Source organism: Pseudomonas sp. B3G-3 (assembly GCF_028640915.1).
Classification (GTDB): domain Bacteria; phylum Pseudomonadota; class Gammaproteobacteria; order Pseudomonadales; family Pseudomonadaceae; genus Aquipseudomonas; species Aquipseudomonas chlororaphis_I.
This window is the reverse complement of sequence record NZ_JAQZAB010000108.1, coordinates 1-18,087: the sequence shown is the minus strand read 5'-3', so window position 1 is coordinate 18,087 and position 18,087 is coordinate 1. Positions and strand designations below refer to the sequence as shown.

Sequence of the window (18,087 nt, the reverse complement as noted above, 5' to 3'; positions counted from 1 at the left end):
CTTCGCTGCTGCTACTGGCGGGAGCTAGTCAAGCGTGGCCCACGGCGCAGGCCCAGGAGGGAGTACCACTGGGTGGTCTGTCGGCAACTCAGGTGGAAAATGCAGAGTTCGATACGGACATTCTGCAACGCCGGGGCCTGGACCCGCATATCGCTGACTACTTTCGCGACGCACCCCGGTTTCAGCCTGGCCGCAATCGGGTCATCGTATATGTGAACGACATTAGGCGGGGACGCATCAATACGCGGTTTACCGCAGATGGCACGCTGTGCTTTGACCAGGGCTTCCTGGACGCTGCCGGCTTAGTGGTGCCCGAAGCGAAGTACGCCGTAGCGCAAACGCCTGCGTCTGAATCCTGCTACGACTTTGTAAAGGCGTTCCCAGGCACCCACATCACGCTTAAGCCTGGTCGGGAAGAGGTGCGCTTGATCGTGCCCACTGTGGCCCAGCGCTTGGCTGTCACGGACTTTTCCGGGTTCAGCCGCGGCGGTAAGGCGGTGCTGTACAACTACGATCTGATGGCCATGCGCAACCAGGCGCGCGGCATGACGGGTTCGAATTTCTTCACACTCAACTCCGAGCTGGGGGTAAACGCCGGCGACTGGATCATGCGTAGCCGTTCCTATGCTCAGCGTCAGGGCAAGTCCGGGTTCCGCAACCGCCACCTCTATGCGTACGGTCAGAAGACCTGGCCCAAATCGGGTGCGACGGTCCAGGGCGGACAGATCAACATTGCCAATTCGGCATTGACCGGTGCGCCGCTGACCGGAGTCCAGGTGTTTCCCGAGTCCGCGCTGAGCGAAAGGCAGCACAACATCGTCATGGTCGAGGGCGTAGCGCAGTCGCAAGCACGGGTGGAAGTGCGCCAGGCAGGCGCGTTGATCTACTCCACCGTAGTGCCCGCCGGACCTTTTGCGCTTACAGACCTGCCGCTGCTCAACTACAGCAGCAACCTGGACGTGACCGTGACCGAATCTGGCGGCGCGCAGCGGCACTTCATGGTGCCAGCCGGCTCCATCAACGCGGGTTCGCTCGGGCAGAGGCCCGGCTACGCCTTCGCGCTGGGCAAGAGCCGCAACCTCAATGGCACCAAGGCCCGCGATCCGTGGGTCGCGAGCGCCAGCGGCAGCTGGACGCTGCGCAGGTCCAGCAGCGTCAGCGCTGGCGCGCTGTATGCGCCCGGCTACCAGGCAGGTAGTTGGGGCGTGGACATGCGGTTGTCGCGGTTGAGCGGGCTCAAGCTGCTGCAGCGCGCCTCGCGTGCTTCGCTTCAAAGCGCGAAGACGGGCACGCAGATCGAGGTCTCCGGAATCGTTGGGGGGCTGCGTGAGAACCTGAGCATGAGCTTGAGCAGTGCCTACCAGAGCAACGGTTATCGCACGCTGGACGATTTCACTCAGGATATTGCGGGTTCACGTTACACCGCCTCGCGCTATCGGAGCCAGCACACCGCTGCAATGGCTTGGTCCGATGCAAGAATGGGAGGACTCTCCCTGGGCTACTCCCTTTCGAGCCAGCAGGACGGCAACCGTACTCAGAGGCTGAACTTCTCCTGGGGCAAGAACTTTGAATTCGGCACTGTGTCGTTCAACGTCGAGCGTGATCTCAGTGCCCGCCAGAAGAGCCGCGATCGGTACGGTTACGGCGCCTACAACAGACCGACCAATACCTACTACCTGTCGTTGAGCATCCCCTTCGGAAAACGAAGCGTGCGCACCTTTGCCAGCAATGCAAGTGGCTACACGAGATTCGGTGCCAATTACAACGAGCAGGTGAGCGATAACCTGAACTACTCGGTGAGCGCAGAACGCAATACGCGTGACGGAAACAATGCGCTGTCTGGCCAATTGGCCGCTACGCCGCGCGTTGCTCGGGTGAATCTTGGCTACTCCGATACCGGGAACAAAGCCCGCGCCTACTACGGTGGCGCCTCGGGTGGCCTAGTGGTGCATTCCCAGGGACTGACATTGTCGCCATATCCGGTGCAGGATACCTTTGGGATCGTGTCAGCAGCAGGCGTGCCGAGCGTGAAAATCAGCACTCCGCAAGGGCCGGTGTGGACCGATCCTTGGGGACGTGCCGTGGTGCCGCAGCTCTCTGCGTACAGCAGCAACCGCGTCGAGGTGATGACCAAGACCTTGCCTCGCAACATCGATATCAGCAACGGCTTTCGCCAGGTCGACCCTGGACGTGGCTCAGTGAGCCAGATTGACTTCGAGCTTACCCGCGTGCGCCGCGTGCTGCTCAATGCGCGCGATTCCGAAGGCCGGCCGCTACCGGCCGGCGCCTATGTGCTCGACGCCAGCCAGCAGTACGTAGGCACTGTGCTGGAGCAGGGTCAGGTGTTCCTGAGCAATGGCAACGAGAACGGGGAACTGTCGGTGGCCTTGCCAGATGGGCGGCAATGCGTGCTCCAGTTTTCTCTGTTGGAGCAAGCGAGCACCGACACTTTATTCGAAAGCGCTGATGCTCGTTGCGTGCTCCGATGAGACAGATATCCGTGAGGTCCCTTATGAAGCAATACTTGAGACTCGCCCACAGGCCTGCCTGGGCGCTATGCCTGGGTATGAGCCTGAGCGGGGCGTCGGCCGCTGCGGACAACTGCCAGGTGCACGCCGTACCTGCACTGGTGGACTACGGTCCGCAGCATCGTCAGAGCATTCTTAGCCAGCCAACAACCTTCGGCGGCCATGCGCTGGGAAAGCGTCTGGTATCGGTGAATGTGGTGTGCAGCACGCCGGTGCGTATCGCCCTGTTCTTGCGCGGTGAGCCCCAGAACGATCGCGCCTTCCGTTTCGGAGAACAAGGGGCTCTTTCCGTGGTGGCCGAGCAGGCCACGCTGGATGGAAAATCGTTGTCCCTGAGTAACGTGGAGCAGACCGGTCAGGCACCGTCAGAGCCATCTACAAGGTCCGGCCTGCAGCCGGGCCGAGGCATTGTGGTGATGGAGCAAGGTTTGCCGGCAATCGGCAGCCGATTGTCCCTGATGCTTGAGTTGGATCCTGCCGTCCCTGGCGATGTTATCGCCGTGGTCAACAGCGAGTCTACGTGGTCCAGCAGCTATCAACTGGAGCTCGTTGCGTTCTGACACAGGCCTGGTCGGTCTAGAACAGCATATCAACGGAGAGCTGCGGTTGATGGGCGGGATAGTTGTTGACCAAGACTCGCGTCGCGAGTTCTTACCCAAAAAAGAGATTGTTCTTACGTGTGTTGGCAGTTCAGTTGATGGCACATTTAGCCTGCCGCTTTCTGTAGGGCTCAAAGATAGTCGTTGCCATTGCGCACCGGTACTTCATGCGCGGCAGGCCCCCGTTGAAGCAACCCTTGATAGGAGATGACCTCGTAGAGCCCAGGGCCAGTTTCTGCCCGCATGGAAGGCGTCTTGAAATAGAACCCAAGGCCGGAGGCACTTGTTCTAGAGCAAGTGCCTCTGGCTACTCGCCCGTTATTTATCCCTTTTGTCGAGGACTTCCTATGCTTCGCTCACGCCTCCGTTCCACGTTCTTCCTTGCCATCGCTGCACTGCTTATCAGTGCCTGCTCCGGAGGAAAGCCGGACGCCACCATCGACGCCTTTTACCGCGCAGTCGTCAAAGGTGACGTGGGGACCGCAAGCAAACTGGTGTCCTTCACGGATGTGCCTGCTGCCAAGATGATCGAAGCCAAGGGCAAATTGCAGATGATCGTTGGTGAAATGCAAAGCCGAATTCAGGCCAATGATGGACTGGATACGCTCGAAGTGCTCGATTCACAGATCAATGAGAGCGGTAGCACTGCTGCAGTGCAAGTGAAACTGACGTTCAAGAACGGCAAGGTGCTGACCAAGATTCACCAATTGGTTAAAGAGGACGGGAGCTGGAAACTCCTCCTGAGGTGATGGCTCAGTGGCCAGGTTGGAAGCGCACCTTTGCCCTCCTACTCTCTGCTCAAGCCGGATATGCCGTTGGTGCGCCGAGCCTGCCGCCTAATGCCATGGCCGGGGACCTGATCTTTCGGGAGGGAACTGAAGTAGTCAGCGCGGCAGTGATGGCTGTCGACCATGGCGCCTTCACCCACGTTGGCATATTGGTCGGATCCTCCGGCAACTGGCAGGTTCTTCATGCTACTCCGTCAGAGGTCCAGGGAAGGCCTGACGGAGTCGTGTTGGATACGCTGGACTTCTTCCTAGACACCAGTCGATCGAAGCAGTACGGGATCTTCCACGTGGAGGCGAGCAAGCAGCAACGCGCGGACTCTCTGCGTGCGGCACGGAAGATGTTGGGCCGCCCCTTTCGCATCGCGGATCCGGCAGGCACCTATTGCACTGAATTGGTCTGGGACGCGTGGCGCTCTGCAGGGGTCGACCTCCAAGTGCAATTCACTCACATAGAGCTGCCGATGCTGCCGGGCAGCTATCTTCTGCCCAGTGCTTTGCTTGCGTCGCCGAAAATTCACCATGTCGGAGCAGATCCGCGTCGCCAGGGACCTGCATCCACGGAGCCACGCGAGGTACTCGACCGATAGTGCTGATAGATGGTGGGGCCGCACCACCTCCAGAGAACACCTGGAGGAAGGCCTTCACCGGCTGCGACTTTTGACCGCGATCTGCGTCTGAGGCCGAGTGTGTGGTCGGATAGCCGCATGCCGTCCCGACCCCACACCTTAGCGGACACAGAAGCGAACAATAGGGAATTCTGCGGCAGCGGATTCCTTGTGGAGCGCCGGTTCTATCTGCAGTGGACTGAAGGCCTGCCCCCACTTCAGGCCTTGCTTCATGAATCTGCCCCTCCTCCTGCCCACCGCTGTACTGGCGTGTATCGCTTGGCCGGCGATAGCGGCGGATATCCACGTCTTCACCGACCGTGCTCACCCGGTGCGCAGCGTCCCCTCGGGTGTCGAAGTGGTTGCTGTGGACCTCGGCGAACGTCTGGAGAACGAGCTGGCCACAGAACTTCCTGCCGATCCTGAGCAAGCCGCCCGCCTTGTCCAGCACCGACTGGAACAAGGCGGTGCAGCGCTACAACGCCGGCTGGCCGCAGCCTATCAAGGGGTGACTGAGGCTTGGAGCCTTGGCGTGGTCAAGATCCCAGCCGTGGTGGTGGATCACCGCTACGTGATCTACGGCGAGCCGGACGTGACGCTCGCGCTGGCTCGAATTGCCCGCTACAGGAAGGACCACCCATGATTGCCTCTCGCCGTATGCGCGCGCTTGCTGGCTCGTTGCTCTTAGGGGCCGCAGGCGGTGCATTTGCGCTCGATACCGTGTCCATCTCCACCTCCTCGCTTTCACCGAACTGCCTGGATTACCGGGTGGTCGGGGTTTGCTACTGGTTGCAGTGCGGCTACGGATGTCGGGTGCGGACGTCCGTCAAAGTTCGCCATTACATCCCTGATGCGGTGGTCTCAAGCTACGCCAACACCGGCGAGAACCCTTGGACTGAGGTGCGCTTGCTCAGCGCATCAAACTCGACCGCTCAAGGCGGCGGTGATGGCACAACCAACCAAGGCAGTGAGAACAATCTCGCAAAGTTCCGCAATGCTGACGTCATCGGCCATCCGGCCGGGGCGATATTCGGCAAGTTCGCCGCATCGTCGGGCTACACCTGCCAAGGTGCAGGGACCCCCTTCATGCCGTACCTGTTGAGTACGCTCGATACCGTGGCCTGGCGCTACAACGTGCCAGAACTGGTCTACCCCGAATCGCTGGTGCCGGGAATGCGTGAAATCGGCGGGCGTTTGAGCGCAAATCTCTGGGGCAACGTCTACCCCCGCGGGGGCTTGCTGCACCAGGTGGACGACCACAAGGCGAGCGCGGTCATTGCGCAACGGGCTGGCGACGTGGTGACGCGGCGGGGACAACTGCACGTGTACCAGCCGCTGCTGGCCTCGAAGAAAGACGGCTACTGGCCGGCTGGGGCACTCAAAGAGAGCGATGCCGCAACGGGCAAGTGGCAGGAACTCACGCCGCGCATGTCCAACAGCTGCGCCGTGTTTCCGAACTCCAACTCGCTGACCCAGGCACAACGGGGCGACTACGCCTGGGCGTTGTGGCGCCCATACAGCTGCTGCAAACGCCGGGGTCAGAAGTTCCTTGGTAGCACCGATTTCCAGTAGAGGCCCCAGATGAAGACTCGCAAAGACGCCGTTTCACGTACTGCCGCGCGCGTCCCCAGGCTACGGACAGCGTGGGTCGTCCCGCTGGCTCTTCTCTGCGTTTCAGCATGGGCGCAGACACAAATCGGTGATGGCACGATCAGCAGCTCCGGACGCGTCATCGGTGACGATGTGCTCTACAGCATTGGCGGTGGCCGCGCAGTGTCGATGAGCAGCGCAGGCAACATGCAGAGCATTGGCGTCGGGCTGGGCTGGAACAGCAACCTGATTTGCGGCGACATGAGCCTCACCACCACGCTACAGAACCAGCTCAACGGCATCACCAATGGCTTTCAAACCATCATGTCCAGCGTGATCCAGAACGCCACTAGCGCGGTGGCATCGCTGCCCGCGCTGATTATCCAGCGTGCGGATCCCGGGCTGTATAACTTGCTCACAAATGGTGTGCTTCAAGCGCGTTTGGATTTCGATCGCTCCAAGCTGACCTGCAGGGCCATGACCGAGCGCATGGCCGACGTCGCGGGCGGCCAACTGGGCTGGGACCGTCTTTCTGAAGGCATGGCACTCAAGGAAACCGTACGTTCCGGGAATGCGGATGCCGTCTCCGCCGTCGAGAAGGCAGAGAAATCGCGTGGCAACAACGGGGTGCCATGGGTTGGCGGTGGCAACGCCGGGGGCAGTGGGCAGAGCCCGATCAGGGTTGTCGGTGATGTGACCAAGGCCGGCTACAACCTGCTCAGCAGCCGTGGGGCGAACGAAACGTCATCGATCAGCGCCAATGCCTGCGGCAATCGGCAGACTTGCCAGACATGGAGTTCTCCGCAAGCGGCGGCGACTTGGGCGACCCGGGTGCTGGGCGAGCGTGAGCAGCGTACTTGCGAGAACTGCACAAAGACGCAAACCACCCCTGGCGTCGGTCTCACCCCGATGATCCAGGAAGAATACGAGACAAAGGTCAAAGCGCTACAGGCGCTGGTCAGTGGCTCCAAGCCCACGACACCTGCGAACCTGGACGCCGCCGGCAGTGCGTCGCTGCAGATCACCCGCGGGGTCATCGAGGCCTTGCGCGATGAGCCCGACCAGGACCTTCTGGGGCAACGCCTGGCCTCGGAAGTGGCACTGACCAGCGTCTTGGAGAAGGCATTGCTTCTGCAGCGCACGCTGCTCGCAGGCAAAAAAGAACCCAACATCTCTGCCAACGACCTGGCAATCCAGGCGGTGGACCAGGAGAGCACCGCATTGGCCCAGGAGATCAACAACCTCAAGACCGAACTGGAGCTGCGTCGCACGCTGGCAGCCAACTCACCGATGATGATCATCCAGCGCCACGGCATGCGCGCCGCAGGCTCACGAGGAGTCTACGAAGGCGACACCGTGCGTGATCGCGTGAGGGAGATCGAGAAATCGACTGATAGTAAGCGTTGATGCTCGGTTGTCAGAGACTCTGCCCGGCAAGTTCATTTGACCACGCTTGGCTTGGCTCACGCCCTTGGGTGTGTCGTGCCCTTGCAATGCAACCGTAGACGCCTTGTTGAGCGCGGCATCTGCGAACCGATTGGCTTGTGTGCCGCACCCCTAGGAAAAACCCATTCGCTATTTCCAGGTACCGTCAGCATGGGGGACTCACTTTGAGAAGCATCTTCCATAATTTGAGAAACATCCCACTCCCCGAAGGGAGCAGGCTTTCTATCATGGTTAGCTTTTCACCGAAAGGCCATCCATGCGCATCCGCACCTCAGCATCACGATACAACAAGCCTCGTTGGAAGCACCGCAGTCCGTACCATGTGCTGAATGCGGCGCTGCTCTTGTTCACCCTGATCGGCTCCCCGGCGATTGCGGATTCCGCGTCATCTCCTAATGCTAGGTTCGAGGTGCTCCCTGAATTGCAAGGACTGCGTATCACCGCAGCCAGCGCCGATGGAACTGTCGTCGCTGGCGACGGCATCCGTATGGGCGTGTACAGCCAAGCCTTCCGTTGGGATGGAAAAGGTCCCGTCCAGCGATTGAAGCCAGCTCCTGGGCAATGTGATACCACTGTCAGTGCGATCAGCGCTGACGGTCGGGCTGTTCTGGTGGAAACTCTGCACAGCAGCTCCGACCGGGTATACCGTTGGCTGGCTGATGGCACCCTGCTTGCCATCACGCCCGAAGACCAGCCGCATGGCGCTTCCGCCATCAACGACGATGGCTCCGCGATCGCCGGATACGCGAGTACACGTGGGGACCTGGTTGACGAGCCAGAGAAAAGCACTCCTTTCCTGTGGACGGCCAAGGACGGCTATAAGCTGCTGCCGCTTCCCGTCGGAACCCGCAGCGCGGAGCCGACATACTTCAGCACCGACGGGCGCACGCTGTACGGCGCAGGCAGGACAAGCTCGGCTGACACAGGCGTTAGGGCAGGCAGACCCGTCATAGTCCATTGGGAGGACGGCGCTCTTGTACAGGCGCCGTTGATTCCGCTAGCCCTGGGCTCCGACTGGCGGGCCCGTCTGCTGCCCCTAGCTGAAGTGCGCGAGCTGGATCTGCGCTATCCGGACGCCTATGCGCTAGAGGGAGACCCCATGCGCATAGACTGGGTCAGCGCCGATGGCGATGTCATCCTTGGCGAAGGAGGCTGGCCCAGCACCCGGATGATCTGGACGCGGGCCAACGGCCCTTGCCGTCTGACAGACTGGCTCGACGCGCTGGGCGTCGACTATCCACGTTCTGCGCGTCTGGAAGGTCTATTGACCAGCCGAGACGGCCGCACCCTGTTCGGTAGATATAGCGACAACTCCTTGCTGGAAAGCGTCGCCTGGCGAATCGTCGCGGCACAGCCTCTGGGGCGGACTCGCGTGTCTTCAGCCCCGTATTGCGGTGGCAACTGGCCATGAACGATCCACTAGTCACAGCCAGCTTTCACTCCCCAACGGCCGGCCGCAGTACATTCTTCGCGCCAGCACAACGCTCTGTCGCCATGCCGGGAATTGTCAGGCTGATGCTGCTGATGACGCATGGAATAACTGGTGCTTCAACAGTCACTTAGAGGAACTGCCAGCTCTGCGTAGCTTGCATATCCGCGCCTTGAGCACCGATGGTAGCGTCGTCGCTGGGAACGGCCGCGGCGGCGGCCGCTTCACCCAGGCGTTCCGTCAGGACGGCGGCAAGCCACCACCCCGCCTCATCGGCCAAGGCGCGGTGCCAAATACGCAGTTGATCTGGACGCGCGCCAATGGCACTGCCGGCATACGGACCGGTTGGCGCATGGCGCATCACAGGCTCACTTCGAACAATCAGGTTGTTACGGAAATCGGTTTTCCGCTCGCACTCCGCCGCCCCACGCGATGAACTCCAACAGTCGCCCAGCCCCCGCCAGTGCCCATGGTTCAGAAAGGGCAAGCTTTGGAGTACACCATGCCGATTTCTCCCCGTCCCTCTAAGACGCTACCCAAACGCCTGATCCGTGCGGTTGCACTGTGGGCAGCGCTTCTGATCCTTCTCGCGTTTACGGCGAACATCATTGGCATCTACCTGAACGGAGGGATTGTCGGCTGGAGCAGCTGGCTGGACGACCACAAGCTGCATTTCTTCGTATGGCGATTGTTCCTGTATGCCGCGACTGCAGCCGGCTGGCTATGGGCTCGCCGGCGCCTGCTCCAGCGTGATCCTGAGAGCCGCTTGCGCGTGCGCTTCATGGAGACAATTGCGCTGCCTATAGCGTTGCTGATCGAACTCAGCCAGTGGATCAATCTGTCGTAAGGGGATCAGCATGACGCTCTACACAAACGATTACCTTGAGTACTACCTGACTCTGGTCAGTTGGATCGTGCACAACGGCATCTGGAACACCCTGGTGGCCACCAGCCTGATTGCCATCCCCTTCCTTGCCATCGTCCTGCAGGAGTGGCTTCGCGCCCGGGGTGAGGGCGCCGATGAGGGGAACAAGGGGATGCTCTCCGCGGCACGCATTGAAAACCGGGTCTGGGTTGCGGTCGCGGTCCTGATGTTTGCAGGTATACCGGTCATCGACGTGAGTATTGATACCGTCAAGTTCGATACCACGCGCTCCAAGCAGTGCCAGGTGCAGGTTCCCCAGCCACAAGATACCGGCTGGAGCCTGTCGTTCACGACGCTGAACAACCAAAGCGCGAAGGTCCCTCTCTGGTGGTTCTTCATACACTCGGTGTCCAAAGCCGTCACCGGCGCCGCAGTGGCTGCGATCCCATGCGGGGTAGACCTGCGGCAGATGCGCATGGACATCGACAGCACGCGTATTGCGGATCCGGTGTTAGCACAGGAAGTCGCAGATTTTTCAAACGAATGCTATGGCCCGGCCAGGGCCAAGCTGTTCATGAACCGCCCGGTGCTGAACGAAGCTCAGATGTATGACGTCACCTGGATTGGCTCACGCCGGTTTTTGAACACCCCAGGCTACTACGATACCTACCACTCACACACACCTCGCACGGCTTGGCCGTACAACGCTACCCGCGATGCCGGGTTGGCGCAGGTTCCCAGTGGTGGCGGCTATCCGACATGTCAACAATGGTGGAACGACGCAGGCAAGGGACTGCGGACACGTCTACTGGAGCAGGTCAGTCCAGATCTGCTGACACGCCTTCGCAAGTGGGCCAGCTTCATCACTCAGGAACAGGCAGACGATGCACTGATTCGGGCCATTGCGTCGCCGCAGAAGCAGGTCGTCAATCGGGGCCACGTCTATACGGACTATGGCGGCCAGGTCGGCATGACCTTGCCCAATGCGGCGACCCGCCTCACGGGGGATGTGGGGCTGGCAGTGGGCTCGCTCGGGTTCTTCCCAGCGATGGACGTCGTGCGTCAGGCTCTGCCGATGGCTTTGTCGTTTCTCAAGGCCGCGTTGGTGATCTGCATCCCGTTCGTGCTTGTGTTCAGCACCTTCGACCTCAAGGCCGTAGTCACAGTAAGCGTGGTGCAGTTTTCGATGTGTTTCGTGGACTTCTGGTACCAGCTCGCACGCTGGGTCGACAGCACTATCCTCGACGCGCTGTACGGAGAGAAGGGATTTGGTGTTGACCGGCCGCACACGAATTTCAATCCGTTCTTCGGATTGGACAACGCCTTCGGCGACATGCTGCTGAACTTCGTGATGGCCACGATGTTCCTGGTCCTACCGAGCTTCTGGGTAATGGCGCTTGCTTGGGCCGGGATTCGGGCGGGGAACTTCGTTCAAGGGCTTTCGGATGCCACGCACGATGCCAAGTCTGCTGGCGCAAAAGGAGGCCAGATGGTCGAGACAATTACGGGACGACAAGTCAGCAATAACGTCAATGCAATGCTCAATCCGAAACCTGAAAAGAAGAAGGACTAGGAGAATATCGATGCGAATCCTCACGACCTACTGAGAATGTTGGCTATTCAAGGCTGCCACCACTCTGAATGGTCGTTGCCTCGACGCGACGCCTCCGCTATTTCTATATCTTCTAGCCGCTGTTGTTCTTGTTTAAGGGCGAAATCAATGTCAACCATTTGGTTCCATTCCTCATCGTCCGGGGCTTCAGTTCCACTACTGCGCATCAGAAAAAGGACGATGAGCAAAATGAAGACAGCCGGTACGAACGCGATGTACAGCAGGGCAGCAGCAAGCGCGAGGCGCAGCGTCCACTTCAGTGCGAGTGCCAGCCAGCGCGGTACGCCGATAGCCACAAACTTGTGAACAACAGAGGACTCCAGGCGCACAACGGACTTCAGCCACCGACCTACAGCATGGCCGGCACGCTCCGCGGTCGTCATTTTCTTCGCACTGCTCATCACTGAAACCTCCCGCGCTCTTGCGCTGGCTATGTTTCGTTGGGGGCCCATTCCGCGCGACTGGCGGCAATCAAGGATGCCCACTCGTCTGGCGGGTGGCCGCGCCCCAGCATTTTTTCGAACACAACGTACGGATCAGATTTGCTTCCTGCTGAGCGCAGTGTCTGCTCATCATTGACCCAGGCAAACACAATGACTTTCGCGTTTGAATCGTAGCGAAAGAACAACCGAAACCGGCGTCCAATCTTTGCGCGTCGCCAATGGCGATAGGCAGAACCCAGCGTATTGCTCTGTCGAAAATCATCGCGCGCAGGATCACCAGGTACAACGTCCACAATCAACTGGCTCAACGCACGGAACAGCTTGACGTTGGCGTTGCTCTCGAACCCCGCCGGATCATTTTGCTCTGCTCGCAAAGCTGCCGTCTGCAAACTTCTCAGTTGCTCGACCACACACTCATGGAACAATAAGGTCCAGCCATGACGTTGCATCAGAGTGCGACGTCGCCGTCGATGTCTTGTTCTAGGGCGACAGCATGCCCGGCATTGGCGAGCATTGCCTGAGCCAAGTCTTCAGGCAATGCCTGAATATGCCGCCCAGCGCGAATGTCCATCTCCAGCAAGCGCAGGAAGGCGCCAATGGCCGGGTCTTCATGCGCAGCATCAGCTCGGGTGACGACGACTTCTCCATCACGTAGGTCGAACGCCACTTTGCCCCCCACGCTGACGCCCAGTGCCTGTCGAATCGGCTTCGGCAGGGTCAGCTGTCCCTTGGCGGTCAGGGTGGCGACTTCGTGAATGTCGTGCATGGCGGTTCTCCTCTACTTAGCTCATAGAGAATGGTAAGGAATATTCCTTACCTCGTCAAGATGACCCCATACATCACTCTGCCTGGCGCTCAAATCGCCGGAGAGCCTCACACGAACGGGTCCTTCAGGGCCAGGCTGACGTCCTGGATGTACCCGTTCATATCCTGGGTGTACAGAGACCCACACCCCTCGATCGTAGCCGTTGCAACGATGCAGGCGTCGCGAAACGCCAGACCGTAACGCTCGGCGAACTTCTGCGCCAGCGAGTGCGCTTCCAAGGTCATCGAGGTGACGTGGCAGAGGGCTGTCACGTCATCAAGAAACTGTCCCACTTCGCGCCAGCTCATCTTCAACTGGTGTTGGCAGACGCTGGCCACTTCGTTGAGCACCTGCACGCTGATCGTGGGCCGTTTGCCCAAGAGCGCTTCAGAGCGATCCGCCTTCGCGTCATCTGCGGACAGCAGATTGAGTACGACATTGCTGTCGACAAAGATCTTGGGTTGGCCTGCCTTATCCCCGCCCATTGGCCTGGTCCCGGTTGAATTTGAAATCGGCAGGCAGCTTGCCGCGGAAGCGGCGTAGACGCTCGAAGCGGAGTAGACGATCGCGGAGTTCGACAGCTTTAGGCTTCTTGCGCACTGCCGACTTACGCGGCGTATCGACGACGATTTCGATGTCGTCGCCCTCGTGCAGCTCAAGTGCCTCTACAACGTTCGTTGGCAGTCGAACCGCAAGACGCTTCCCTAACTTTTCTACTTGCACGGCAATTCCCGTTCTGGATACACGCAAGCGAAGTGTATGTTTTTGAACTTCGGTAGCAACCGAGGCTGACGCCCGAAGAGCTCCAAGAGAATGATCGCAGCAACTTTCAGATCAATCCTGTCTCACGGACGGGCCAAATGCCCCGCTCCGCCCATTCATTTGCAATCAGTGCAATACCGGGCCCTCTCGGAGCGAGGTCTGGTGGTCGGAGAGGTGTGCGGCGCTCCTCAAACTCAATGTACGGATGCCGTCTCACGCCTTAGATGCCGGTTCCATGGATCAACCTGGGCCATCAGCGCACGAAGGGATGCGGCATCGGGTAGACAGGTCGGATTGGCCCGCACCTTTCTTCCTGCTGGCGCTGAACAGGAGAACCCTGCAGGCAGGTCCTGACCGTAGACCAAAGCGTGCCTGATTTGCGTGGCATACCGGCAAAGCGAAATCAGATCGAAGTGATCTTGTATGCCAAGGGCGGCATTGACGATGAGCACGTCGATGGGAACATCGCCGTATTCAACAAGTTGCAATAGGTCCCGCAGGCTCTGAACCGGAGCCACCCTGTAGTAGCCGAGAAGGTTCAGGTCCCTTTCGATCTTCATGCTATGAAAGTGCTGCTCGTCGGCAACCAAGATCCTCAGTGCTTTATTTTGCATGTCTAGCGCTCCTGCAATAGAGCCAGAACCCGATCGCGCCGCCATCTCGACAAGGCGCGTTGCTACCGCTACGGAGGTCTCCAGTGCCTCGCAACGCCTTTTGGCATACTGAAAGCCCCGGCTGGGCCAACGCTTTCTTGGGCTACGGCACCACCTGAAGTCTCCAGGGCGGCAGGAGAAATGGCCTGTATATTTCCACTGCAGATGCTGCGCCTCTCTGTGCCCATGCAGCCATAAGATGCATCCCAATACATGCCTGGATGTGTCTCTACGATCCGCCAGATACATCCGCGCACCAAGCACCCGGCTTACGTAGGGCTTCTTGCCTGGATTGCCTGGCGCCCAGACTGGCAGTAGAGCCATGGCGTAAGAGATGTGCACTCGGCACGCGACGCACTTGAGCCGCGGTGACGCCAGGGCCTGTACTGGCCCAGAAGCGGCCATTCTGCGTTATGTCGTCTAGCCTGGCTTCGATCATGTGAAATCGCGCAAGGCCAGGGAGCACGCCCCATCATTCTCCTAAACGGTCAGCCCTGACGATGGCCGGACCGAAGAACACCAGCTTGCGCAGCGAGGCACGGGGCCCATAGTGCTGCATCTTGAAATAGGGCGCACGCCAATGTGGGGGAACTTCGCCTCGCTTTGCGGCAGGCGCCAACTGATCCTTGCATTTAGGGCAGGCAACCATGTGGCCGACGCCCGCAATACTTCGACTGTTTAGGTCTGATTGCTGAGGCCCTACGTGACCACTCCACCGTGGTCTGTCATGTCACCCTGGCGGACAATCTCTTGCATTTCGGTTCCTTGTGAGTTGACCGTGCCTGGCCGCTATAGCGTCGGCGAATGCGGGTACATACCGAAGCGCTGTGCTGACGTTCGGGCACCGGTCGTTGAAGCAATGAAGAGTTAGTCGGATGGCAAGTCCGCATCTGAAAGAGTGCCGAGCACGGTGACGACACCTTCGACTCCATAGCGAAGCGAGATACGTGTGCCGATGAGCGACAGGCCGCTCCCATCAGATAAATGCGTGTACTCCAGAATCCCGCCACCGATGAAACGCACGGTATGCGAGATCATGTTGAGCTTCTGCTCAATGATATGGGACACGACATTGCCCAAGTTAGCAATTTGCACCTGCCGGAGCCAGAACTGTGCGCTGACCTCGCCCGAATTCGAAAGGGCGACTTGCACGCCGTTCGGCCACTCGCAAATGACGCCGCCATCGAAACTTTCAGCCCCGGCCTCATCCGGTGAGAAGGACTTTGATATGAGGACGCTATCTCCGTTCGGCCACGTACAAACGATACCGCTGTCGGGGATCTCGCTAGGTGTCCCGTCCGGCAGAATCGCCTCGACTTGGAGACGTTCATCCCGCGGACGTTGTGCCTTCCCCGAAGACATCGGCTCGTTATGTTCCATTTCGGCTCTCCCTATGTGGCATCTCTTAGCGCCGCTATGACGAGGGCGTGCGGACCCTCGCCACAACCAGCCGTCATTCGTCGAGATTGCCCATGGCGGTGGTGTTGAAGCCGCCGTCGACGTACATGATCTCGCCACTGATTCCCGAGGCCAGGTCCGAGCAGAGGAAGGCGCCGGCATTGCCGACTTCTTCGATGGTGACATTGCGCCGCAGCGGGGTTTGCGCCTCGTTGGCCGCCAGCATCTTGCGGAAGTTCTTGATCCCCGAGGCCGCCAGGGTGCGGATCGGGCCGGCGGAAACGGCGTTGACCCGGGTGCCCTCCGGGCCCAGGGAGCTGGCCAGGTAGCGCACGCCGGCTTCCAGCGAGGCCTTGGCCATGCCCATCACGTTGTAGTTGGGCATGGTGCGCTCGGCGCCCAGGTAGGACAGGGTCAGCAGGCTGCCGTTGCGGCCCTTCATCATCTCCCGGCCAGCCTTGGCCAGGGCCACGAGGCTGTAGACGCTGATGTCGTGGGCAATGCGAAAGCCCTCGCGGGTGGTGGCGTCGGTGAAGTCGCCTTCGAGCTGGTCGCCGGGGGCGAACCCCACGGAGTGGACGATGCAGTCCAGGCCATCCCATTTCTTGCCTAGCTCGCTGAACACCTGAGCGATCTGCTTGTCACTGGCCACGTCGCAGGGGAAACACAGCTCGGCGCTGGAACCCCAGCCGGCGGCGAACTCCTCGACCCGGCCCTTGAGTTTTTCATTCTGATACGTGAAGGCCAGCTCGGCGCCTTCACGGTGCATGGCGGCGGCGATACCGGAGGCGATCGACAGCTTGCTGGCGACACCGACGATCAGAACACGTTTCCCAGCGAGAAAGCCCATCTGTTGCTACTCCTGATTCAGGTTACTCGGCGCTTGCCGGAGCCAGAAGACGGCTTCCAGCAACACCCCGCTCCACCACCGGGCCGTGCTTGATCAACTGGCGGCTCATCGCTTGCGATTCAGAGAGACTGCCTGCGGAAAGGCGCCCAGTACACGAGATCTATCCGATTGACGGCCGGATTCCTCCTTAAATACGGATCCGACTCTTGTCGAAGAGAAACTAGGTAGCGTCGCTACTACGGAAGCTCGGAGGGTGGAGATCGGAACTAACTCTTCCCTGGCGAAGAATCGTACTCGTGCTACTGAACGCCGAGACCAGCTCTCGATCAACCAGCGTGGCTTTGGAAGTTGAATATCTTCCAGCCATCATCTGCTGTTTTCGAACTTCGACAGACATCATGCAGTGTGACGATGACTGGACCGAAGGACACCAGCTTGCGCGGCGAGGCGCGCGACCCATAGTGCTGCATCTTGAAAGATCAAGCACTTCCACGGAGCTAGTGTGCAGAGGCCCCTGCCCACCGCAATTGGGTGCGGTCCAAAAAGGGGAAGTGCCAACTGCAGTGCAGCCCGTAGCGAGCCAACATTGACTCGACCAAGACAACGATGACTCGAAAATTAGATATAGATTTCAGCTAGTTATTAGCCATCGAGCCAAAACTGGCCCGATGGCCTCACAAAAAAATCAATACGCGGGGCTTTTGCCTCCTCTTTTCGAGAGCAGGGATGGAAAATTAAGCACAAGCATTTGTTTTAATTGAATTTTATTGATACTAGGAAAATCTGGCACAGCACTTGCGATATGGCGGTAGTCATCACCGATGACACATCCATGAGGTCAAGAGGACCTCTTCGCCAACGCAATGAAGGAAGTCATCCATGCCTACTCCGGCTTATATCAGCATCAAGGGTAAGACTCAGGGCAATATCACCCAAGGCGCCTTCAGCGCCGACTCGGTCGGCAACGTCTATCAAGAAGGTCATGAGGACCAGATCCTGGTCCAGGAAATCGAACACCTGATCGCCACTCCTACCGACCCGCAGAGCGGCCAGCCGTCCGGCCAGCGCGTGCACAAGGCGTTCATCTTCACTGCCGCGCTGAACAAGGCTACTCCGTTGTTGTACCAAGCCCTCGCTACAGGCGAAATGCTGCCGGAAGTGGAAGTGAAGTGGTACCGCACCTCCACCGAAGGCAAGCAGGAACACTTCTTCACCACCAAGCTCGAAGACGCCACCATCGTCAACATCAACACTGCTCTGCCTCACGCTCAGGACCCGAGCAAGGCTGAGTACACCCAGTCGGTCAAGGTGGCCATGGCATACCGCAAGATTACCTGGACCCATGTCATCGCTGGTACCGAAGCCTCCGACGACTGGCGCAAGCCGCAGGAAGCCTAAGCTTCCGAGCCACCGCCGCATTGCGGCGGTGGCTACTTTCCCAAGTCCAATGTGACTGAGGTGCTGTCCGACAGCGACCTATCACAATATCGGGATTTCTTGGGAATTTTGGGATTCTTCTGATTTCTTTTCTACCACCCCTCCATGCACGATGGAGGATTCCTTAGGCGCTTCCTGCAGGTCGTCGAATTCATACTGAAGGCTGCAGCACACCGCCCCTTAATCGAAGAACAGGCGTACCGGAGCGAATCCGGTGCTGCAGGGAGCACGCCATGCCGGCCCAATCCGATCTGCGCTTTACCTTCGCCGTCGGCAA

20 protein-coding genes are annotated in these 18,087 nt (G+C 59.5%); 11 read left to right on the top strand and 9 right to left on the bottom strand.

What is annotated here, in order from left to right; all coding sequences use genetic code 11:
• Window positions 1-92: 92 nt before the first annotated feature.
• The 8 genes from PVZ80_RS17330 (at window position 93) to PVZ80_RS17300 (ending at window position 8,967) form a co-directional block, all read left to right on the top strand.
• Complete coding sequence (locus PVZ80_RS17330; protein WP_273864256.1) at window positions 93-2,489, top strand: fimbria/pilus outer membrane usher protein; 2,397 nt, start codon at window positions 93-95, stop codon at window positions 2,487-2,489.
• A gap of 23 nt (window positions 2,490-2,512) precedes the next feature.
• Entirely contained in the window at window positions 2,513-3,088 is a 576-nt protein-coding gene (locus tag PVZ80_RS17325; protein ID WP_273864255.1) for a hypothetical protein, read from the top strand.
• A gap of 386 nt (window positions 3,089-3,474) precedes the next feature.
• The gene (locus PVZ80_RS17320) at window positions 3,475-3,876 is read left to right on the top strand and encodes a DUF4878 domain-containing protein (RefSeq protein ID WP_273864254.1); all 402 of its coding nucleotides are present in this window, start codon (window positions 3,475-3,477) and stop codon (window positions 3,874-3,876) included.
• Complete coding sequence (locus PVZ80_RS34020) at window positions 3,876-4,502, top strand: YiiX/YebB-like N1pC/P60 family cysteine hydrolase (protein WP_353857161.1); 627 nt, start codon at window positions 3,876-3,878, stop codon at window positions 4,500-4,502. Before PVZ80_RS17320 ends, PVZ80_RS34020 begins: the two co-directional genes overlap by 1 nt.
• Before the next feature lie 250 nt (window positions 4,503-4,752).
• Window positions 4,753-5,163 carry a TIGR03757 family integrating conjugative element protein gene (locus PVZ80_RS17315; protein WP_273828447.1) on the top strand — a complete coding sequence of 137 codons (411 nt, stop codon included), beginning with the start codon at window positions 4,753-4,755 and terminating at the stop codon, window positions 5,161-5,163.
• Window positions 5,160-6,092 (top strand): TIGR03756 family integrating conjugative element protein, encoded by a 933-nt coding sequence (locus tag PVZ80_RS17310; protein ID WP_273828446.1) that lies wholly within the window; start codon window positions 5,160-5,162, stop codon window positions 6,090-6,092. Before PVZ80_RS17315 ends, PVZ80_RS17310 begins: the two co-directional genes overlap by 4 nt.
• 9 nt (window positions 6,093-6,101) lie before the next feature.
• Window positions 6,102-7,517, top strand: a complete 1,416-nt coding sequence (locus PVZ80_RS17305) for an integrating conjugative element protein (protein ID WP_273864253.1) — start codon at window positions 6,102-6,104, stop codon at window positions 7,515-7,517.
• Window positions 7,518-7,812: 295 nt separating this feature from the next.
• Window positions 7,813-8,967, top strand: a complete 1,155-nt coding sequence (locus PVZ80_RS17300) for a hypothetical protein (protein ID WP_273864252.1) — start codon at window positions 7,813-7,815, stop codon at window positions 8,965-8,967.
• A gap of 148 nt (window positions 8,968-9,115) precedes the next feature.
• Here the strand turns inward: PVZ80_RS17300 and PVZ80_RS17295 are convergent, their stop codons facing one another.
• Window positions 9,116-9,346 (bottom strand): hypothetical protein, encoded by a 231-nt coding sequence (locus PVZ80_RS17295; protein WP_273864251.1) that lies wholly within the window; start codon window positions 9,344-9,346, stop codon window positions 9,116-9,118.
• Window positions 9,347-9,487: 141 nt separating this feature from the next.
• Between PVZ80_RS17295 and PVZ80_RS17290 the strand changes: the two genes are divergently transcribed.
• Window positions 9,488-9,832 carry a hypothetical protein gene (locus PVZ80_RS17290; protein ID WP_273864250.1) on the top strand — a complete coding sequence of 115 codons (345 nt, stop codon included), beginning with the start codon at window positions 9,488-9,490 and terminating at the stop codon, window positions 9,830-9,832.
• Window positions 9,833-9,842: 10 nt separating this feature from the next.
• Window positions 9,843-11,423, top strand: a complete 1,581-nt coding sequence (locus tag PVZ80_RS17285) for a conjugal transfer protein TraG N-terminal domain-containing protein (RefSeq protein WP_273864249.1) — start codon at window positions 9,843-9,845, stop codon at window positions 11,421-11,423.
• Between the two features lie 47 nt (window positions 11,424-11,470).
• Here the strand turns inward: PVZ80_RS17285 and PVZ80_RS17280 are convergent, their stop codons facing one another.
• From PVZ80_RS17280 to fabI, 8 genes are all read right to left on the bottom strand, one after another.
• A complete protein-coding gene (locus PVZ80_RS17280) occupies window positions 11,471-11,863 on the bottom strand; it encodes a DUF3742 family protein (protein WP_273864248.1) in 393 nt (130 codons plus the stop codon).
• Between the two features lie 29 nt (window positions 11,864-11,892).
• Window positions 11,893-12,354, bottom strand: a complete 462-nt coding sequence (locus tag PVZ80_RS17275; protein ID WP_273864247.1) for a type II toxin-antitoxin system YhaV family toxin — start codon at window positions 12,352-12,354, stop codon at window positions 11,893-11,895.
• Complete coding sequence (locus PVZ80_RS17270) at window positions 12,354-12,671, bottom strand: type II toxin-antitoxin system PrlF family antitoxin (protein WP_273864246.1); 318 nt, start codon at window positions 12,669-12,671, stop codon at window positions 12,354-12,356. Before PVZ80_RS17270 ends, PVZ80_RS17275 begins: the two co-directional genes overlap by 1 nt.
• Before the next feature lie 107 nt (window positions 12,672-12,778).
• Complete coding sequence (locus tag PVZ80_RS17265) at window positions 12,779-13,195, bottom strand: PIN domain-containing protein (protein WP_273828441.1); 417 nt, start codon at window positions 13,193-13,195, stop codon at window positions 12,779-12,781.
• Window positions 13,182-13,433 carry an AbrB/MazE/SpoVT family DNA-binding domain-containing protein gene (locus PVZ80_RS17260; RefSeq protein ID WP_273864245.1) on the bottom strand — a complete coding sequence of 84 codons (252 nt, stop codon included), beginning with the start codon at window positions 13,431-13,433 and terminating at the stop codon, window positions 13,182-13,184. The genes PVZ80_RS17265 and PVZ80_RS17260 overlap by 14 nt, the downstream gene beginning before the upstream one ends.
• Before the next feature lie 233 nt (window positions 13,434-13,666).
• Entirely contained in the window at window positions 13,667-14,086 is a 420-nt protein-coding gene (locus PVZ80_RS17255) for a response regulator (protein ID WP_273864244.1), read from the bottom strand.
• 906 nt (window positions 14,087-14,992) lie between these two features.
• Window positions 14,993-15,505, bottom strand: coding sequence for a hypothetical protein (locus PVZ80_RS17250; protein ID WP_273864243.1), 513 nt, complete (start codon window positions 15,503-15,505; stop codon window positions 14,993-14,995).
• A gap of 73 nt (window positions 15,506-15,578) precedes the next feature.
• Window positions 15,579-16,373 carry an enoyl-ACP reductase FabI gene (fabI, locus tag PVZ80_RS17245; protein WP_273864242.1) on the bottom strand — a complete coding sequence of 265 codons (795 nt, stop codon included), beginning with the start codon at window positions 16,371-16,373 and terminating at the stop codon, window positions 15,579-15,581.
• Between the two features lie 879 nt (window positions 16,374-17,252).
• On the opposite strand from fabI, the gene PVZ80_RS17240 reads away from it, so the two are divergent.
• On the top strand, window positions 17,253-17,771 hold the full coding sequence (locus tag PVZ80_RS17240) for an Hcp family type VI secretion system effector (RefSeq protein WP_273864241.1): 519 nt from the start codon (window positions 17,253-17,255) through the stop codon (window positions 17,769-17,771).
• The last annotated feature ends 316 nt before the right edge of the window (window positions 17,772-18,087 follow it).

Excerpts from the sequence above, each read along its gene's own strand:
- PVZ80_RS17325 (WP_273864255.1), top strand. The coding sequence starts at position 2,513 with ATGAAGCAATACTTGAGACTCGCCCACAGGCCTGCCTGGGCGCTATGC.
- PVZ80_RS17320 (WP_273864254.1), top strand. The coding sequence starts at position 3,475 with ATGCTTCGCTCACGCCTCCGTTCCACGTTCTTCCTTGCCATCGCTGCA.
- PVZ80_RS34020 (WP_353857161.1), top strand. The coding sequence starts at position 3,876 with ATGGCTCAGTGGCCAGGTTGGAAGCGCACCTTTGCCCTCCTACTCTCT.
- PVZ80_RS17315 (WP_273828447.1), top strand. The coding sequence starts at position 4,753 with ATGAATCTGCCCCTCCTCCTGCCCACCGCTGTACTGGCGTGTATCGCT.
- PVZ80_RS17310 (WP_273828446.1), top strand. The coding sequence starts at position 5,160 with ATGATTGCCTCTCGCCGTATGCGCGCGCTTGCTGGCTCGTTGCTCTTA.
- PVZ80_RS17305 (WP_273864253.1), top strand. The coding sequence starts at position 6,102 with ATGAAGACTCGCAAAGACGCCGTTTCACGTACTGCCGCGCGCGTCCCC.
- PVZ80_RS17300 (WP_273864252.1), top strand. The coding sequence starts at position 7,813 with ATGCGCATCCGCACCTCAGCATCACGATACAACAAGCCTCGTTGGAAG.
- PVZ80_RS17295 (WP_273864251.1), bottom strand. The coding sequence starts at position 9,346 with ATGCGCCATGCGCCAACCGGTCCGTATGCCGGCAGTGCCATTGGCGCG.
- PVZ80_RS17290 (WP_273864250.1), top strand. The coding sequence starts at position 9,488 with ATGCCGATTTCTCCCCGTCCCTCTAAGACGCTACCCAAACGCCTGATC.
- PVZ80_RS17285 (WP_273864249.1), top strand. The coding sequence starts at position 9,843 with ATGACGCTCTACACAAACGATTACCTTGAGTACTACCTGACTCTGGTC.
- PVZ80_RS17280 (WP_273864248.1), bottom strand. The coding sequence starts at position 11,863 with ATGAGCAGTGCGAAGAAAATGACGACCGCGGAGCGTGCCGGCCATGCT.
- PVZ80_RS17275 (WP_273864247.1), bottom strand. The coding sequence starts at position 12,354 with ATGCAACGTCATGGCTGGACCTTATTGTTCCATGAGTGTGTGGTCGAG.
- PVZ80_RS17270 (WP_273864246.1), bottom strand. The coding sequence starts at position 12,671 with ATGCACGACATTCACGAAGTCGCCACCCTGACCGCCAAGGGACAGCTG.
- PVZ80_RS17265 (WP_273828441.1), bottom strand. The coding sequence starts at position 13,195 with ATGGGCGGGGATAAGGCAGGCCAACCCAAGATCTTTGTCGACAGCAAT.
- PVZ80_RS17255 (WP_273864244.1), bottom strand. The coding sequence starts at position 14,086 with ATGCAAAATAAAGCACTGAGGATCTTGGTTGCCGACGAGCAGCACTTT.
- PVZ80_RS17250 (WP_273864243.1), bottom strand. The coding sequence starts at position 15,505 with ATGGAACATAACGAGCCGATGTCTTCGGGGAAGGCACAACGTCCGCGG.
- fabI (WP_273864242.1), bottom strand. The coding sequence starts at position 16,373 with ATGGGCTTTCTCGCTGGGAAACGTGTTCTGATCGTCGGTGTCGCCAGC.
- PVZ80_RS17240 (WP_273864241.1), top strand. The coding sequence starts at position 17,253 with ATGCCTACTCCGGCTTATATCAGCATCAAGGGTAAGACTCAGGGCAAT.